Below are 15989 nucleotides of genomic sequence, written 5' to 3' on the forward strand. Positions count from 1 at the left end.
CCAAAGATAGCGCGGGGCGGCGGCTCGGGCCACGGCGCGACCGCCCGGCCGGAAAGCTCCCTCAGCCGACGGCGAACAGCTCGCGGTAGGCCGGCGCGACGTGCGGCAGCAGCACGGACGCCGGCACTTCCACCGTCTGCACCCCATCGGAGTACGGCCCCACCTGGTAGGGCGGGAACACGAAGCGCAGCGCGCGAAGGCGGCCGCCGGGACCCGGCACGGGTTCGAACGCGTTGAAATTGCCGGCCTCCGGACCGGTGCCGTCGTCGATCATCCGGCCGATCGAACGCAGCAGGCGCGCGCGCTCTTCGGGCTCGAGCTCTTCGGCGTCGATGCGCTGCGACAGCGCCGCGTGCAGCGATTCGCGCACGAAGGCGGAGACGTCGCGCCAGCCGGCCGGGTCCGGGATCAGCGCCTCCGGGCGCAGCAGTTCCTGGCGCTCGGGCAGCCACACGAAACGCGCCACCAGCGGGGTGCCATGGGCGCCGCCGGTGTAGCTGGTCCCTTCCGCCTTGACCGCCACCATCTGCGGCGTTTCCAGCACCACATCGAACGGCAGCGACAGGTCGTACGGCATGCCCTCCCCACCCTCGCCGGCCGCGGTCACCGCGTCCATCAGGTCGTCGCGCGCCGTGTCGGCATATGCCTTGAGCGCTACGGCAAGGCCCGGGTAACGCGCCATGCCGGGCGGATAGCTGATGCCGATGATGTAGCCGCTGGTGCTTTCCATCACGTCCACGAGTGCCACTTCGGCGGGCGCCGCGGGCTGAGTGGCTGCATCCCCGGGAGCGGGAGCCGTGGCGCCGGAACCGCCAGGCACGTCAGCCTCGCGGCGACATCCGGCCAACACAAGCAGCAGCACGCAGAACAGCAGGCGTTTCATCGGGATCCCCCTCAAGTCCGTGATGGTGGAAAGGCTAAGCGCTCGCACGTGATGTCGGCGATCACGCCATCGCTTGCTCGCACGTGATGTGGGCGATCACCCCATCGCGCACATACGGAAAACCCCGGGCGTTTCCGCCCGGGGTTTCCGGCAAAGCGTTACGAAATGCGGGCCTTAGACGGCCTGCACCTCATCAGCCTGCAGACCCTTCTGGCCCTGCACGACCTTGAACGAAACCTTCTGGCCTTCCTGCAGCGACTTGAAGCCGGTGCCCTGGATCGAACGGAAGTGGACGAAGAGGTCCTGGCCGCTCTCGGGCGTGATGAAACCAAAGCCCTTGGCGTCGTTGAACCACTTGACGGTGCCGGTCTGACGATCGGACATGGTGTTACTCCTTGAACATTTTTAGAGGATGCACGGTCCGCGAACGGATCCGAGACTGTGTCGAGCAAGGGGTAACACAGGAACGATGGAGCGGATCTTCCGGACCCGGCCGTACGACCGGCCTTGAAACCTTTGGATCTACCGCACCGGAGCCACGATGTACCGTGATCCCGCCTTGAACAGTGGGCGCACCATACCGCACTTTCGATTGGAAGTGTGAATAGCCCGTGGCTGGAATCGGCCGGCTGGCGCGGTTACAGCCCCTCCTGCCCGGGCAGCAGCGTTGCCAGTTCCGCATCAGTCAGGTTGCGCCAGCGACCGGGCTTCATGTGAGCCAGCTTGACCGGCCCGATCCGCACCCTGACCAGCTGCTTCACCCGGTAGCCGAAGTGGGCGGCCATCAGCCGGATCTGGCGGTTCAGGCCCTGGACCAGGGTGACCCGGAAGCCGTAGCGGCCGAGCTTGCCCGTGCGGCACGGCAGGGTCACCTGGCCGTGGACCGGCACCCCCCGCGCCATCCCGCGCAGGAACTCGTCGGTGACCGGGTTGTTGACCGCCACCAGGTATTCCTTCTCCAGCCTGGTTTCGGCACGGAGGATGGTGTTGACGATGTCGCCGTTGCTGGTCAGCAGGATCAGCCCTTCCGAATCCTTGTCCAGCCGCCCGATCGGGAAGATCCGCTGCTCGTGGCCGACGAAGTCGACGATGTTGCCCACCACCGTGCTTTCCGTGGTGCAGGTGATGCCGACCGGCTTGTAGAGCGCGATATACACGTGCCGGCGGCGCCCCGGTGCAGCGCTGCGGGCGCTCAGCGGCTGGCCGTCGAGGCGCACCTGGTCGCCCTCGCCGACCTCGGCGCCGACCCGGGCACGCTGGCCGTTCACGGTGACCCGGCCTTCGCCGATCAGGCGGTCCGCCTCGCGGCGCGAGCAGGTGCCGGTGTCGCTGATGTGCTTGTTGAGACGCATGGACGCGCGTATCCGCGGCTGGGAAAACGGGGCGCAAGTCTGGCAGACGCCGGCGGTTCCCGCTTGCCGGCGCCGTGACAGCCCTTGGAACCCCCGATTTGCGCACACCCGCGGGCAACCACGGGCCGCCCAAGGCGACACCGTGGCGCGCCGCGCAGCCGTCAGACCGCCAGGTCGGCGTACTCCGGGTGCTTGCGCAGCCAGGCGCTGGCGTAGGCGCACAGCGTGCGCACCTTCCAGCCTTCCTCGCGGGCATGATGGAACGCCGCCGCCACCAGACGTGCGCCGATACCGCGCCCACCTACCTGCTCCGGCACCACGGTGTGGGTGATATGCATGACCCCGTCGCCCATCTCGTAGTCGAGATAGGCCACATGACCATCCACGTCGGCAACGAAGCGCCCCGGAATGGCGTGATGGATGATGTCGAGTTGCTCCATCGCGCGTCTCCTCAGTCCGTGTCGCCGCGATGGTCGCGACGCCCCTGCGCGTGCCGGTCGCGCGCACCCATGCTGCCATGGTTCGACGCCATGCGGCTCTCGGCGGCATGCAGCTCCACGGCCTTCGCCTTCGCCTCAGGCGACTGGTAGCCGGCATCGGGGACGTGGCTCGTGGTGGGATCGAGCGACTGCCACGGCTGCGCCTCGCGATCACGCCGCTGCTTGGCGGCCAGGAGCTTGCGGGTATTGGCCAGCGCCTTGCGCGGCGTGACGCCCGTGGCGGCCTTGCTGGCCGTGGGATTGGCCATCCTGGCAGCCGCGCCGTTCGCCCCGGCACGCTTGTCGGCGGTGGCCACGGCGTTGCCGGTTCCGCGGGCGTCCGCCTTGCCGCCGGCAGTCTTCTTGACCGCCGGCTTGGCTACAGCCGGCTTCACCTTCACAGCCTTCTTCGCGGTCGCGGATTTCTTGGCCGTGATGGCCTTCTTGGCAGTCGTGGCCTTCCTGGCGGTCGTCGTCCCTGGAGCCTTCGCCACCGCAGGCTTGGCCGCCTTGCTGGCGGCGGTCTGTTTCATCGCAGTGACGGTCGGCGCTTCGCGTCTTGCCTCGACGAAACGCTGCAAAATATCGACCAGCAGCGCTTCCTTGCGCGCGGTGCGGATGGCGGTCTCGGTGCGTCCGCCGGCCACGTCGCCGCGCGCCCGTGCGGCCAGCTTCTGCCGCTTCAGCAGGTCACGCGCGCGGTCACGCGCAGCACGCGCCCTGGCGACGCGAGCCGCCAGCGCGGCGCGGGTCATCGCGCGCAGCGCACCGGGGCGGCTGTCGTCGAAAAGGCGCATCTCGGACAGGTTGAGCAGTTCGCTGGCTTGCGGGCGGTTGACGGCCATTCGCAGTCTCCTGGCGGGTGTGCGGCAAGCAATAGCATCACAGCCATGCACGCCCGGTGAGCGCAGCACGGCGCGTCAGTGGCGGCCCGCGCGCGCCCGGGCCTGACGCGGAGCGTCACACGGCAGCTCGTGCGGCCGACGCCAGTGCGACTGGCACGCTTGATGCGTACTACTCCCCAAACTTCAGGGGAGCCTCGCCATGTACGCCGATATCGACGCCAGCACCGAGCACCAGGCTGTCACCCGGCTGTTCGACCTTGTCCGCGCCGGAGACGTCGACAACCTCGAATTCAGCCAGCTCGACTCGCTGGTCTACGCGCGCCTGCTGCGCACGTATGAAGTGGACACCGCCGCCACCGCGGAAGAGTCGATTTCCTGATCGCGGGACCCGCCGTCAGAACGACGGCGACATCAGTCGCGCGAGGAACACCTCGACCACCCGCGGCTCCATCATCACCGTGAACAGCACGCCATAGCCCGCACCCCACAGGTGCGCGCTGTGGTTGACGTTGTCGCCGCCCTGGCGGTCCATCCAGATCGAATAGCCGACATACAGCACGGCGTACACGATCGCCGGCACCGGCAGGAAGAACACGAAGATCAGCGACCACGGCTGCACCAGGATGAAGGCGAACAGCACCGCCGAGACCGCGCCCGACGCACCCAGGCTGCGATAGGCCGGGTCGTGGCGATGGCGCAGGTAGGTCGGCAGGATCGCCACCAGGATCGCCGACAGGTAGAACAGCGCGAAGCCGAATGCGCCCAGGTACGGCGCGAACATGCGCTCCACGTGCCGGCCGAAAAAATACAGCGTGATCATGTTGAACAGCAGGTGCTGCCAGTCGGCATGCACGAATCCGTGCGTGACCAGGCGGTCGAACTGCTTGTGGCGTTCGATTGCCGGTGGCCACAGCAGCAGGCGCTCCAGCAGCTTGCGGTTGCCGAACGCCTGCCAGGACACCAGCACGGTGACGGCGAGGATGACGAGGGTGACGGGGGCGTCCATGTGCTGCCTCAAACCGCCGCGCGGTAGTTGTCGACCATCCGGTAGCGCCGCGCGTACAGCCCGAACGCCAGCGCCGCCAGGAACGCGAAACCTGCGAAGAAGAACATCAGGAACGCCGCTTCGCTCAGCCCGGTACTGGCTATCCGCTCGGTGACGGCGCCGTTGCGCACCGCCGCGTTGGACAGCAGCACCCACAGGTTGCCGATGGTCGTGGTCAGGTTCCAGAAGCTCATCACCACGCCCTTCATGGCCTGCGGTGCCTGGCTGTAGGCGAACTCCAGCCCGGTCGCCGACACCAGCACTTCGCCGAAGGTCAGCAACGCGTACGGCAGGATCTGCCAGGCGATCGACATCGGATCACCGCCGTCCATGCTCACCTGGATGCCGCCTACCACCACCCACGCCAGGCCGCTGAACGCGATGCCCGCGGTCATCCGCCGCAGCGCGGTCGGCTCCCAGCCCATCCTGCGCAGCAGCGGATACAGCACGAGGTTGTTGAACGGGATCAGGATCATCACCATCGCCGGGTTCAGCGCCTGCATCTGCGAGGCGGTGAACCAGTCGGGCATGGTCATCTGCTGGCCCTGCAGCACCCAGGTCGACGCCTTCTGGTCGAACAGGGAATAGAACGGCGTGGTGAGCGCGAAGATCACCAGCACGCGCAGCACCGAGCGCACGCCATCCACCGCGGCCTCGGGATGCACGGCGCGGGCACGGTCGAGGTGCATCCACGCACCACCGCCCACCCCCACCAGCACCAGCACCAGCACGATGCCCAGGCAGATCACGATGCCGAGGGTGTCGACGAGGGTCAGCGATCCCAGTGCCAGCAGCAGGCAGGCCGCCGCCAGCACCAGACCCGGCCGCCCCTGCCCGGGCGCGTGCGAGAACAGTGCGGTGCGCACCACGTTGGCGAACGAATGCGGGTCCTTGGGCGGCCGCGGCACCATGACGTAGCGGTGCCGGCCCAGCCAGAACACCAGCGTGGCGATGAACATCAGGATGCCGGGAATACCGAACGCCCAGGCAGGCCCCAGGTTCTTCAGCGCGATCGGGATCAGCAGCGACGCGAACAGTGAGCCGAAGTTGATGATCCAGTAGAACGCGTCGAACACCAGCCGCGCGAGGCGCTTGTTGGACTGGTCGAACTGGTCACCCATGAACGACGCGACCAGCGGCTTGATGCCGCCGGCGCCCAGCGCGATCAGGCCGAGCCCGGTGAAGAAGCCCGCGCGGCTGTCCTCGAACATGGCGAGGCAGGCATGCCCCGCGCAGTACACCAGACTGAACCAGAGGATCGTGTGGTACTTGCCGAACCAGCGGTCGGCCAGCCAGCCACCCAGGAGCGGGAAGAAATACACCCCGATCATGAAGCTGTGCATGATGTCCTTGGCCTCGCCCGCGCGCGCGGAATCGGTCAATTCCTGCAGCAGCATCGAGGTGATCAGGAACTGCACCAGGATGTTGCGCATCCCGTAGAAGCTGAAACGCTCGCAGGCTTCGTTGCCGATGATGAAAGGAATCTGGCGCGGCATCCTGCCCGCGTCTGCGGCAACGGTGGCTGTCATCGTCCGGGGCGGCCCGTGTGCGGAAAGATGCGAAGGCTAGCGTATCCATGGGCGCCGCGCGCGCCGTGCGGTACGGGATGCGGCATGATGCGCGGCCACTGCCCCGCACCGGATCCGCGCATGCCCAGCCCCGCCCGCCGCCTGCAGATGCTGTTGCCACTGCTCCTGCTGCCGTGCGCCCTTCCCGCCTTCGCCGCGGGCGTGGGCGCGGGCAGCGAAGTGCCCGCGGCGCTGGTGACCGAATCGGAGCGCTCAGGGTTCATCCGTACCGGACGCTACGACGAGGTGCCCGCGCTCTGCGAAGCGTTCGCGGCGCGCTGGCCGGATGCCGTGCGCTGCAGCGATTTCGGCACCACGCCCGAGGGTCGGCCGATGAAGGTGCTGGTGGCCTCGCGCAGTGGTGCGCTGACGCCCGCGGCGGCCCGCGCCGCCAACCTGCCGGTGCTGCTGGTGCAGGGAGGCATCCACGCCGGCGAGATCGACGGCAAGGACGCCGGCTTCCTCGCGCTGCGCCAGGTGCTGGACGGCGAAGCCGCGCCAGGCGCGCTCGAGCAGCAGGTGCTGGTGTTCGTGCCGGTGTTCAACGTCGACGGCCACGAGCGCTTCGGCGCCTGGAACCGTCCCAACCAGCGCGGCCCGGAGGAAATGGGCTGGCGCACCACGGCGCAGAACTTCAACCTCAACCGCGACTACCTGAAGGCCGATTCGGCCGAGATGCAGGCCATGCTGCGGCTGGTGGCCGAGTGGGACCCGATCGCCACCGTCGACCTGCACGCCACCAACGGCGCGCAGTTCGAACACGACATCTCGGTGCAGATCGAACCGCTGCACTCGGGTGACCAGGGCTTGCGCGCGGCGGGGCTGGACCTGCGCACCGGGCTGCTGGCCGCGCTCAGCGCGACCGGATCGCTGCCGCTGCCGTTCTATCCCTCGTTCATCGAGGACGACAATCCGGACTCTGGGATTGCCGATGGCGTCCCGCCGCCGCGCTTCTCGCACGGCTACTTCCCGCTGCGCAACCGTTTCGGCATCCTGGTCGAGACGCATTCGTGGAAGTCGTATCCGGTGCGCGTGCGGATCACCCGCAACCTGGTGGTGGCGATGCTGGAGCAAACCGCCCGCCACGGTACGCAGTGGTTGCATCTGGCCAGGGCCGCCGATGCCGCCGCCGCCCGCCTGGGCGGCACCCGGATGGCGCTCGACTACCGCGCCAGCGACCATGTCCGGCAGGTGGATTTCCGCGGCTATGCCTGGACGCGCACGCCGTCCGACATCTCCGGTGCATTGATGACCCGCTACGACGAATCCGTCCCGCAGGTCTGGTCGATGCCGCTGCGTGACGAGGTACTGCCGGGCCGCACCGTCGTGGCGCCGCGCGGCGGCTATGTGGTGCCGTCCCGCCACGCCGCGCGCGTAGCCGAGGCGCTGCGCCTGCACGGCGTCGAGTTCCGCACCCTCGACGGCGCGCGCCCGGCGACGGCCGTGCAGGTGTTCCGCGCTGACACCGCGACCTTCGCAAAGTCGTCGAGCGAGGGGCATCAGCGCCTGGAGCTCGCCGGCGACTGGCAACCCGAGACGCACGACCTGGCCGCCGGCGCGCTGTTCGTGCCGATCGCGCAGGCGCGCTCGCGCGTGGCAGTGGCGCTGCTGGAGCCGCAGGCCCCGGATTCTCTGGCCGCGTGGGGTGCGTTCAACAACGCTTTCGAGCGCAAGGAATACATGGAGGCCTATGTCGCCGAAGACGTGGCCCGCGACATGCTGCGCGACCCCGCGGTGAAAGCGGCGTTCGAGGACCGCCTGCGCGACGACGCGGCGTTTGCCGCAAGCCCGCAGGCGCGGCTGGAGTTCTTCTACCGCCTGCACGCGAGCTGGGACGAACGCTTCAGCCTGTACCCGGTATTCCGCATGGACAGCGCCCCGTAGCAAACCGTGCATGTCGTCGCCGTCCTTGGTCGGCGACGGCCAGGCGGCGCTCAGTCGAGGCGCACGACGTCCGGGGAATGCGCTTCGATCCGGTTGCGTCCGGCATCCTTGGCGCGATACATCGCGGCATCCGCGCGCCGCATCCATTCGTCGGCGGTCAGCACCAGCCAGTCGGCTTCGGCCATGCCGATGCTCAGCGTGCAGTCCTGCTGCGCCGCCACCGGCGGCCGCGCCGTCAGGAACCCGGTACGGATGCGCTCGGCCACCATGGCGGCGCCGCGCAGGTCGGTTTCGGCCAGCAGGACGCCGAATTCATCGCCACCATGGCGCGCAGCGGTATCGATGTCGCGCACGCACGCGCGCAGCACGCCGGCGATGCAGCGCAGGACCTCGTCGCCGGCGGCATGGCCATGGACGTCGTTGACCTCCTTGAAGTTGTCGACGTCGATCAACAACAGCACCGCCGGCCTGCGGGTGCGCGTGTGCCGCGCCAGTTCGGTGGTGAGCGCCTGGTTCCAGTGCCGGCGGTTGGGCAGCGTCGTCAACACGTCCATGCGGTTGAGTCGCTCCAGTTGGCGGTTCTGGCGCGCCACGCGATGGCCCATGGCGTGCATGAGCAGGGCGAGCGCGATCGAATAGCCGAACAGGAACGGCAGCGCCCCCACCGCGTCGGCAAGGCTGCCGTCGATCCGTACCGGGAACCCCAGCATTGCCGACACCAGCAGGCACGCCAGCACCAGCGCCGGCGTGGTGCGGGCAGCGAACCGCCAGCCGGCGACGCCGATCTTGTCCACCGTCAGCAGCGTCAGCAGCACCGCGCTGGGCACCAGGTTGAACTGCATGACCGCGATCCAGGCGCCGCCGTTGATCGCGTCCACCACCAGGTTCGCGAGTTCGGTCGCGCGCGGATCGCCGCTGCGGCGCGCTCGCCACCAGGCGTAGTGCGGCCACAGGAACACATTGGCCGCCAGCAGTGCCCACGCCCACGCAGGCGCGTCCAGCCCGTGGAGCACGGTGCCCACGGCGATCCCCGACAAGGCCGCACCCAGCGTGCGCATCCAGTGGATGCGGTCGACGAAACGCAGGTCACGCGACACGGAGGCATCTGGTGCCTGCAGATCCATCGCCTGGTTGCCGCCCCCTGTCCCAATCCGGCACGCAGTCTAGCCGGTCGGGGGTGATCCCCATGCGGGCATGCGTCACGCCAGAACCGGAGCACGCGCTACTATTTCCACAGCCGGTCCGGACGGACAGGCCTTCCAGGGGGAAACATCCATGTTCCAGACCGACCGCGGGCGCCTGCGCGCCATCGCACTGCTGTGTGCCGCATCCGTCATTCCCGCAGCGTCCGCCTATGACGCACCGCGCATCGAATCCGTCGTGGTCATGCACGACCTCGACGCCATCGCCATCATCGGGCGCAACCTGCCCACGCTGCGCTCCCGGATGGCGATCCATCTCGGGCCGGATGGCGAGCCCGGCGACATCACTGCGCAATGCCAGGCCGCAACCCCGTTGTCGACGGCGATCACCTGCCGCTTCCCCGGCGGCCTGCCGCCCGCGGGCGACTACCTCCTGCGCGTTGCCGATACGCGGGCCAACACGGAAACCGGGTTCGCACTCACGCTGGGCGCCGTTGGCCCGCAGGGTGCCGAAGGCGTGCGTGGCCCGGCTGGTCCCGCCGGTCCGACGGGTGCGACCGGTGCGACGGGCGCCGCCGGTCCCCAGGGCCTGGTGGGGGAAGCCGGTTCGCAAGGTGGCATCGGCCCCGCCGGCCCGCAGGGCGAGCCCGGCCCCCAAGGTGCCCAGGGCGAGCTGGGCGCCAGCGGCCCGCAGGGCCAGACCGGTGCCATCGGCCCGCAAGGTCCGGTTGGCCTGACGGGCGCAATCGGACTCACCGGTCCTACTGGTGCATCCGGTCCAGCCGGAGCTGCCGGCCCTACCGGACCTGTCGGCGCCACGGGCACGACGGGTGCGCCTGGCCCTGTCGGTCCCGCCGGCGCGACCGGCTCGACCGGTCCTATCGGTCCGACAGGGCCCGAAGGTGCGCGCGGACTGCAGGGGCTTCGTGGCGACACGGGCCTTCCGGGCAACCCGGGACCGCAGGGCATTCCGGGCAGCGCCGGACCGATCGGGCCGGCCGGTCCTGCCGGTGCGACCGGTGCTCCCGGTCCAGCAGGCGCGCCTGGTCCGGTTGGCGCGGACGGTGCAGCGGGTCCCGCAGGCCTTGCTGGTCCGGCAGGCACCGCGGGCGCCACCGGGCCAGGCGGGCCCATGGGCCCCCCAGGGCCGCAGGGAGTGCCAGGCAACTCGTCGCTGTCCCAGCATTACGGCAACAACACCGGCAACATCGCCCAAAGCCGCACCTACGAATGCGTCCTGGGCACGATCATCCTGACCGCCTCCAGTTACGCCGGCGAAGGCGTGGCCGCACGGGGCCAACTGCTGTCCATCGCCCAGAACACGGCCCTGTTCGCGCTGATCGGTACCACATACGGGGGCGATGGCCAGACCACGTTCGCGCTGCCCGATCTCCGGCCAGTCACGCCGAACAACATGTCCTACATGATCTGCGACCAGGGCATCTTCCCAAGCCAGGCATGATTCGGGTCGCGCTATCCACCAGGACGGCAATGCGGCCGCGGGTGACCCGGCGTGCCATCCCGGCTGCGGGATCAGGCAGGGTCTAGGACAGCACGTCGCGTACGCGGCGGTGCTGTCCCTGTCCCGCAGCTAGGTCGCGCTGTTTTCCAGCTCCGTCCAGCGCGCGTAGGCGGCATCGAGTTCCGCCTGCGCGAGCGCGATCGCGTGGTTGTGCGCGTCGATGGCGGCGCGCTCCTGCTGGAAGAACGCGGGGTCGTTCATCGCCGCGATGTGCCGGGCGATGTCCGCCTCGAGTTTTTCGATGCGCAACGGCAGCTGTTCCAGCTCGCGCTGCAGCTTGAAGCTGAGCTTGCGACGCGGGGCCGGTGCGGCCGCGGGTTGCGTCTCCGGCGGAGGCGCCCCGGCGGCCGACTGGGCCGGCGCGGAGACGGGGCGGCCCGGGACATCGCCGGTGCGCGCGACGGCGCGCTGTCGCAGCCAGTCGCTGTAGCCACCGACGTAGTCGCCGACCCGGCCGTCGCCCTCCATCACCAGGGTGGAGGTCACGACGTTGTCGAGGAAGTCACGATCGTGGCTGACCAGCAGCAGCGTGCCGGCGTAGTCGCCGAGCAGTTCTTCCAGCAGCTCCAGCGTCTCGACATCCAGGTCGTTGGTGGGTTCGTCCATCACCAGCAGGTTGGACGGCTGCGCGAACAGCTTGGCCAGCAGCAGGCGGTTGCGCTCGCCGCCGGACAGGCGCGTGATCGGCGCGCGTGCGCGCTCGGGCGTGAACAGGAAATCCTGCAGGTAGCCGATGACGTGCTTGCGCTTGCCGCCGATCTCGACGAAGTCCTGGCCCTCGGCGACGTTTTCCAGCGCGTTCCAGTCCTCGCGCAGGGTGGCGCGGTACTGGTCGAAGTACGCGACCTGCAGCTGCGTGCCGATGCGGATCTCGCCCTGCTGCGGCTCGAGGTCGCCCAGCAGCATCTTCAGCAGCGTGGTCTTGCCGGTGCCGTTGGCGCCGATCAGGCCGATGCGGTCGCCGCGCAGGATGGTCCCGGAGAAGTCGCGGATCAGCGTCCTGCCCGGATAGCTGAAGGACACGTGCTTGGCCTCGATGACCTTCTTGCCCGAGTTGCCGGCGGCCGCGGTCTCCATGCGCACGTTGCCCGTGAGGTCGCGCCGCTGGGCGCGCTCGTTGCGCATCGCTTCCAGGCGGCGCACGCGGCCTTCGTCGCGGGTGCGGCGTGCCTTGATGCCCTGCCGGATCCAGACCTCCTCCTGCGCGAGCATCTTGTCGAAGCGCGCGTTCTCCTGCGCTTCGGCGTTCAGCCGCTCCTCGCGGCGGCGCTGGTAGTTGGCCCAGTTGCCGGGCCAGTCGGTGACCTGGCCGCGATCGATCTCGACGATGCGGGTGGCCAGTGCGCGCAGGAAGCGCCGGTCATGGGTGACGAACACCAGCGCGCCCGTCCAGCTCTTGAGGAATCCCTCGAGCCAGTCGATGGCGGCGATGTCGAGGTGGTTGGTGGGCTCGTCCAGCAGCAGCACGTCGGGCGCCGAGACCAGCGCGCGCGCCAGCAGCACGCGGCGCTTCATGCCGCCGGAGAGCTCGCCGAAGACCAGGTCGCCGTTGAGGTCGAGCTTCTGCAGCGTCTCCTCCACGCGCTGGTCGGCGGCCCAGCCATCCGCGGCGTCGATCTTGGCCTGCACGGCCGACATCGCATCGCCGTCGAACACCTCGGCATGGCTCAGGTGGTGGAACTCCGCGAGCCACGCGCCCAGTTCGCCCATGCCCTCGGCGACCACGTCGAACACGGTGCCGGCGGCGCCCGCGGGCACCTCCTGCTCGAGGCGTGACACGCGCACGGAGCCCTCGCGACGGATATCGCCGTCATCGGGCTTGAGTTCGCCCGAAAGCAGGCGCATGAGGGTGGACTTTCCGGCACCGTTGCGGCCGATCAGCGCGATGCGCTCTCCGGCTTCAATGGCGAGGTCGACGTGCTGGAGCAGCAGCGGGCCGCCGACGCTGTAGTCGACGGCATTCAGGGTAATCAGAGGCATCCCGCCATTCTACCGGTCGCGGGCGCCGCGACCGGCATATTCAGGAACTGCAGGACAACATCGAGCAGCCGGCACGGTCGCGGGCCCAGTCAGGACGCCGCCCGGCGAAGGCTTCGCGCCCCGGCTGCTCGCCATAGGGGTCGCGCATGACCTCGAGGAGCTCCAGGACGCCGCTGTCGTCGCCCTGCGTGGCACGATCGATCGCCTGCTGCGCCAGGTAGTTGCGCAGCACGAACTTCGGATTGCTGGCGTGCATGTGCGCCACGCGCGCTTCCGGGGGGAGCTCGTCGGCCCGGCAGCGGGCGGCATAGCGTGCCAGCCAGTCGATCAGCGCGGGTTCGGCCGCCGCACGCCTTGCGTCGTCGTAGAAGCCTTCGCGCAGCGGCGCGGGCGTGGGACTGTCCAGATCGATGTCGGCGAGCGCGCGGAAGAAGATCGTCATGTCGGCGCCGGCGGTGTGCAGCAGCGCCTGCAGCTCGCGCATCAGCGCCAGGTCGGCGTCGTCGCAGGACGACAAGCCGAGCTTGCCCGAGGCGTTGTCGCGCTCCGCCTCGGCCCAGGTGGCGGCGTAGGCATCCAGGCCCGCCTGCAGCGGTGCGGCCGAAGCGAACAGCGGCGACAGCGCCTGCGCCAGCCGCGCCAGGTTCCAGTGCGCCACCCGCGGCTGCCAGCCGAAGCGGTAGCGGCGGCCCTGGGCGTCGGTGGTGTTGGGCGTCCAGTCCGGGTCGTAGTCGTCGATCCAGCCGTAGGGGCCGTAATCGATGGTCAGGCCGAGGATCGACATGTTGTCGGTGTTGAGCACGCCATGGACAAAGCCCACACGCATCCAGTGCCCCACCACCACCGCGGTGCGCACGCAGACCTCGTGGAACCAGGCCGCCAGCACCGGCTCGGCGAAGGCGTCCTCCGCGCGCAGCTGCGCCAGCGATGCGTCGGCGCGGCCGACGAGCAGCTCCGGAAAGTCGCGCCAGATGCAGAACTCGGCGAGCTGCCGCAGCAGCGCGACGTCACCGCGCGAGGCCGGCAGTTCGAAGCTGCCAAAGCGCAGGAACGACGGCGCCACCCGGCACACGATCGCGCCCGGCTCCGGCGCGGCGTGGCCGTCGTAGAACATGTCGCGCAGCACGCTGTCGCCGGTGACGACCAGCGACAGCGCACGCGTGGTCGGCACGCCGAGATGGTGCATGGCCTCGCTGCACAGGAACTCGCGGATCGACGAGCGCAACACCGCGCGGCCATCGGCGCGGCGCGAATACGGCGTGGGTCCGGCGCCCTTGAGCTGCAGTTCGTGACGGCGCCCGTCGGCCGCCACCACCTCGCCCAGGCTGATCGCGCGGCCGTCGCCGAGCTGCCCGGCCCAGTGCCCGAACTGGTGGCCGCCGTAGTTCGCCGCCCACGGATCCATGCCGGGACTCAGGCGGTTGCCGGCGAAGGTGGCGGCGAATTCCGGCGAGGCGACGTAATCCGGATCCAGCCCGAGCGCCGCGATCATGTCGGCGGAGGCAGCGACCAGCCGCGGCGCCGCGACCGGCGTCGGCATCACCCGCGACCAGGCCGCGCCCGCCACCTCGCGCGTGCCGGGCCCCTGGTCGGGATCGCCGGGAAGTTCGCGGAGGAAGGCGTTGTCGAAGCGCAGCGGCATGACGGCAGTCTCGCAGGGCGCGCGTGAGCGCCGGCGTCAGCCCTTGCAGCCTTCCAGCTTCAGCTGCTGGCCGACGCGGATCGCGTACGCCGGCGCCTTCACGCCGTTAGCGCGCGCCAGGCCCCTGACGTCGCAGCCATAGCGGCGCGACACCGCAGCCAGCGTCTCGCCAGGGGCGACGCGGTGCTCACGCGCGCGACGCTGCGGCGCCGCCACGGGAGAGGTGGCAGGCAGGACGCTGCCGGCAGCCTCGCTGCCAGTGTCACCCGGGCGCACCACTTCGATCGGCCCGGTACGCACGATGGCGGCATCCACGCTGCTGCCCATCAGCTGCCGCGCCAGGTCGGCGCGCTTGCCTTGCGCGCACCAGCGCTTGTACAGGCCGGCCATGCGCACCGTGCCGTTGAGCACCGTGCCGCCGGCGATCACCGTGTCCGCCTCGTAGCGCGGGTTGAGGTTGCGCAGGCTGCGCAGATAGCCGTGGCGGCTGCCGGCGTCGCCCATGCAGATGGTGAGTTCATAGATCGACGCCGGGCGCGACAGGGCGAAGGTGGCAGGCCGCGCATCCACCTTGGGGAACGACAGGCCGTATTCGCGCGGATGCAGGTACAGCCACGCCGCCGCGATCACCATCGGCACGTAGTCGCGGGTTTCGGCGGGGAACTGGTTGTAGACATCGGCGTCCCAGAACTTGCGCCCGCCACTGCCACGATGCACGCGCGCTGCGCGCCCTTCGCCGCCGTTGTAGGCGGCCAGCCACATTTCAACGTCGTTGCCGAACTCGGCGAAGCGTTCGCTCAGGTAGCTGGCGGCGGCGTCCGACGACATGCGCGGGTCGTAGCGGGTGTCGAAGCCGGTGCCGTCCGGGCCCAGGCCGAAGCGCTGGCCGGTGGCCGGCATGAACTGCAGCGGGCCGACCGCGCCGGCACGCGAGCCGGCGTGCACGCGGCCGTTGGACTCCTTGGCCATGATCCCGAAGAGCAGCGCTTCGGGCAGCCCGCGACGCTCGAACGCCGGGGACATCATGTGGCGCATGTACTGGTAGTTCTCGTGGCTGGTGACCAGCGCCACGCGCATGTCGGTCAGCCAGCGGCGGATGCCGGCCTGCACCGCCGGGTTGAACTGCACCATGCGCACGAAGCGCTGGCCGTCCTCGCTGAGCAGCGCGGCGGCGCTGGCGGCATCCGGCACATCGCCGGTGGGCAGCTCGCCCTCGCCTTCCGCCCAGGCCTCGGGCTCCTCGCCCTCGACACCGGCAACGTCGTCGGCCTGCGCCTTCAGCAACCGCTTCCAGCCCGGCAGCAGCCGGCTGACGTTGCAACCGCGCTGCTTCTCGCAGGCGATCATCACGTCTTCCATGTCCTCCAGCGCGGCGTTGCCTTCGCTGATCGCCTCGGGATCGTTGTTGGCGGCCCTGACCAGCGACTCGCGGTAGCGGACCTCGGCCGCGGCCATGCGTTCCACCAGGCCCTCTGCAGCCGCGCGGTCGCGCTTGGACTGCGCCAGCGCCGCCGGGGCGTGGAGCGTGAACGTCAAGGCGATGGCGACAAGCGCCAGGCGGCGGAACAGCACTGCGGAATCGGGCATGGGGTTCGGATGGGGGTGGACTGCGGGGGCTGGCAGGGTAGCCGCCGGCGTCGAGCAGCA

14 protein-coding genes are annotated in these 15989 nt (G+C 69.7%); 3 read left to right on the forward strand and 11 right to left on the reverse strand.

The genetic code is table 11. The annotated features are described in order from the left end of the window. Positions 1 to 61 precede the first annotated feature (61 nt). The 5 genes from JHB91_RS04600 to JHB91_RS04620 form a co-directional block, all read right to left on the reverse strand. Entirely contained in the window at positions 62 to 883 is an 822-nt protein-coding gene (locus JHB91_RS04600) for a DUF3298 and DUF4163 domain-containing protein (protein ID WP_199471805.1), read from the reverse strand. A gap of 174 nt (positions 884 to 1057) precedes the next feature. Next, a complete protein-coding gene (locus JHB91_RS04605) occupies positions 1058 to 1267 on the reverse strand; it encodes a cold-shock protein (RefSeq protein WP_096297887.1) in 210 nt (69 codons plus the stop codon). A 254-nt stretch (positions 1268 to 1521) separates the two neighbouring features. Then, positions 1522 to 2235, reverse strand: coding sequence for a pseudouridine synthase (locus JHB91_RS04610; RefSeq protein WP_199375549.1), 714 nt, complete (start codon positions 2233 to 2235; stop codon positions 1522 to 1524). Between the two features lie 161 nt (positions 2236 to 2396). Next, positions 2397 to 2675 carry a GNAT family N-acetyltransferase gene (locus JHB91_RS04615; protein WP_199375547.1) on the reverse strand — a complete coding sequence of 93 codons (279 nt, stop codon included), beginning with the start codon at positions 2673 to 2675 and terminating at the stop codon, positions 2397 to 2399. An 11-nt stretch (positions 2676 to 2686) separates the two neighbouring features. Next, positions 2687 to 3559, reverse strand: a complete 873-nt coding sequence (locus tag JHB91_RS04620) for a hypothetical protein (RefSeq protein ID WP_199471807.1) — start codon at positions 3557 to 3559, stop codon at positions 2687 to 2689. A gap of 199 nt (positions 3560 to 3758) precedes the next feature. Between JHB91_RS04620 and JHB91_RS04625 the strand changes: the two genes are divergently transcribed. Further along, complete coding sequence (locus JHB91_RS04625) at positions 3759 to 3938, forward strand: hypothetical protein (protein ID WP_199375543.1); 180 nt, start codon at positions 3759 to 3761, stop codon at positions 3936 to 3938. Positions 3939 to 3953: 15 nt separating this feature from the next. Here JHB91_RS04625 and JHB91_RS04630 read toward each other — a convergent pair whose 3' ends face one another. Beyond that, positions 3954 to 4565: a rhomboid family intramembrane serine protease gene (locus JHB91_RS04630; protein WP_199375541.1), complete on the reverse strand. Its 612-nt coding sequence runs from the start codon at positions 4563 to 4565 to the stop codon at positions 3954 to 3956. Between the two features lie 8 nt (positions 4566 to 4573). Further along, positions 4574 to 6133, reverse strand: coding sequence for an oligopeptide:H+ symporter (locus tag JHB91_RS04635; protein WP_199471809.1), 1560 nt, complete (start codon positions 6131 to 6133; stop codon positions 4574 to 4576). Positions 6134 to 6253: 120 nt separating this feature from the next. On the opposite strand from JHB91_RS04635, the gene JHB91_RS04640 reads away from it, so the two are divergent. Beyond that, positions 6254 to 8056 carry a M14 family metallopeptidase gene (locus tag JHB91_RS04640; RefSeq protein ID WP_199471811.1) on the forward strand — a complete coding sequence of 601 codons (1803 nt, stop codon included), beginning with the start codon at positions 6254 to 6256 and terminating at the stop codon, positions 8054 to 8056. A gap of 50 nt (positions 8057 to 8106) precedes the next feature. Here the strand turns inward: JHB91_RS04640 and JHB91_RS04645 are convergent, their stop codons facing one another. Then, a complete protein-coding gene (locus JHB91_RS04645) occupies positions 8107 to 9153 on the reverse strand; it encodes a diguanylate cyclase AdrA (protein ID WP_199375536.1) in 1047 nt (348 codons plus the stop codon). A gap of 178 nt (positions 9154 to 9331) precedes the next feature. Here JHB91_RS04645 and JHB91_RS04650 point away from each other — a divergent pair, with 178 nt between their 5' ends. Then, positions 9332 to 10660 carry a tail fiber protein gene (locus tag JHB91_RS04650; protein WP_199471812.1) on the forward strand — a complete coding sequence of 443 codons (1329 nt, stop codon included), beginning with the start codon at positions 9332 to 9334 and terminating at the stop codon, positions 10658 to 10660. 129 nt (positions 10661 to 10789) lie between these two features. On the opposite strand, the gene JHB91_RS04655 is transcribed toward JHB91_RS04650, so the two are convergent. From JHB91_RS04655 to JHB91_RS04665, 3 genes are read right to left on the reverse strand one after another with little or no spacing between them, the layout of a single operon-like run. After that, positions 10790 to 12700, reverse strand: a complete 1911-nt coding sequence (locus JHB91_RS04655; protein WP_199471813.1) for an ATP-binding cassette domain-containing protein — start codon at positions 12698 to 12700, stop codon at positions 10790 to 10792. 40 nt (positions 12701 to 12740) lie between these two features. Then, positions 12741 to 14342 (reverse strand): YdiU family protein, encoded by a 1602-nt coding sequence (locus JHB91_RS04660; RefSeq protein WP_199471815.1) that lies wholly within the window; start codon positions 14340 to 14342, stop codon positions 12741 to 12743. Positions 14343 to 14378: 36 nt separating this feature from the next. Next, entirely contained in the window at positions 14379 to 15929 is a 1551-nt protein-coding gene (locus tag JHB91_RS04665; protein ID WP_199471817.1) for a transglycosylase SLT domain-containing protein, read from the reverse strand. Positions 15930 to 15989 lie beyond the last annotated feature (60 nt).

It is taken from the genome of Luteimonas sp. MC1828 (assembly GCF_016461615.1).
In the GTDB taxonomy this organism is placed as follows: Bacteria; Pseudomonadota; Gammaproteobacteria; order Xanthomonadales; family Xanthomonadaceae; genus Luteimonas.

Coding starts and splice junctions, on each gene's coding strand:
- JHB91_RS04600 (WP_199471805.1), bottom strand. CDS start 883: ATGAAACGCCTGCTGTTCTGCGTGCTGCTGCTTGTGTTGGCCGGATGT.
- JHB91_RS04605 (WP_096297887.1), bottom strand. CDS start 1,267: ATGTCCGATCGTCAGACCGGCACCGTCAAGTGGTTCAACGACGCCAAG.
- JHB91_RS04610 (WP_199375549.1), bottom strand. CDS start 2,235: ATGCGTCTCAACAAGCACATCAGCGACACCGGCACCTGCTCGCGCCGC.
- JHB91_RS04615 (WP_199375547.1), bottom strand. CDS start 2,675: ATGGAGCAACTCGACATCATCCATCACGCCATTCCGGGGCGCTTCGTT.
- JHB91_RS04620 (WP_199471807.1), bottom strand. CDS start 3,559: ATGGCCGTCAACCGCCCGCAAGCCAGCGAACTGCTCAACCTGTCCGAG.
- JHB91_RS04625 (WP_199375543.1), top strand. CDS start 3,759: ATGTACGCCGATATCGACGCCAGCACCGAGCACCAGGCTGTCACCCGG.
- JHB91_RS04630 (WP_199375541.1), bottom strand. CDS start 4,565: ATGGACGCCCCCGTCACCCTCGTCATCCTCGCCGTCACCGTGCTGGTG.
- JHB91_RS04635 (WP_199471809.1), bottom strand. CDS start 6,133: ATGACAGCCACCGTTGCCGCAGACGCGGGCAGGATGCCGCGCCAGATT.
- JHB91_RS04640 (WP_199471811.1), top strand. CDS start 6,254: ATGCCCAGCCCCGCCCGCCGCCTGCAGATGCTGTTGCCACTGCTCCTG.
- JHB91_RS04650 (WP_199471812.1), top strand. CDS start 9,332: ATGTTCCAGACCGACCGCGGGCGCCTGCGCGCCATCGCACTGCTGTGT.
- JHB91_RS04655 (WP_199471813.1), bottom strand. CDS start 12,700: ATGCCTCTGATTACCCTGAATGCCGTCGACTACAGCGTCGGCGGCCCG.
- JHB91_RS04660 (WP_199471815.1), bottom strand. CDS start 14,342: ATGCCGCTGCGCTTCGACAACGCCTTCCTCCGCGAACTTCCCGGCGAT.
- JHB91_RS04665 (WP_199471817.1), bottom strand. CDS start 15,929: ATGCCCGATTCCGCAGTGCTGTTCCGCCGCCTGGCGCTTGTCGCCATC.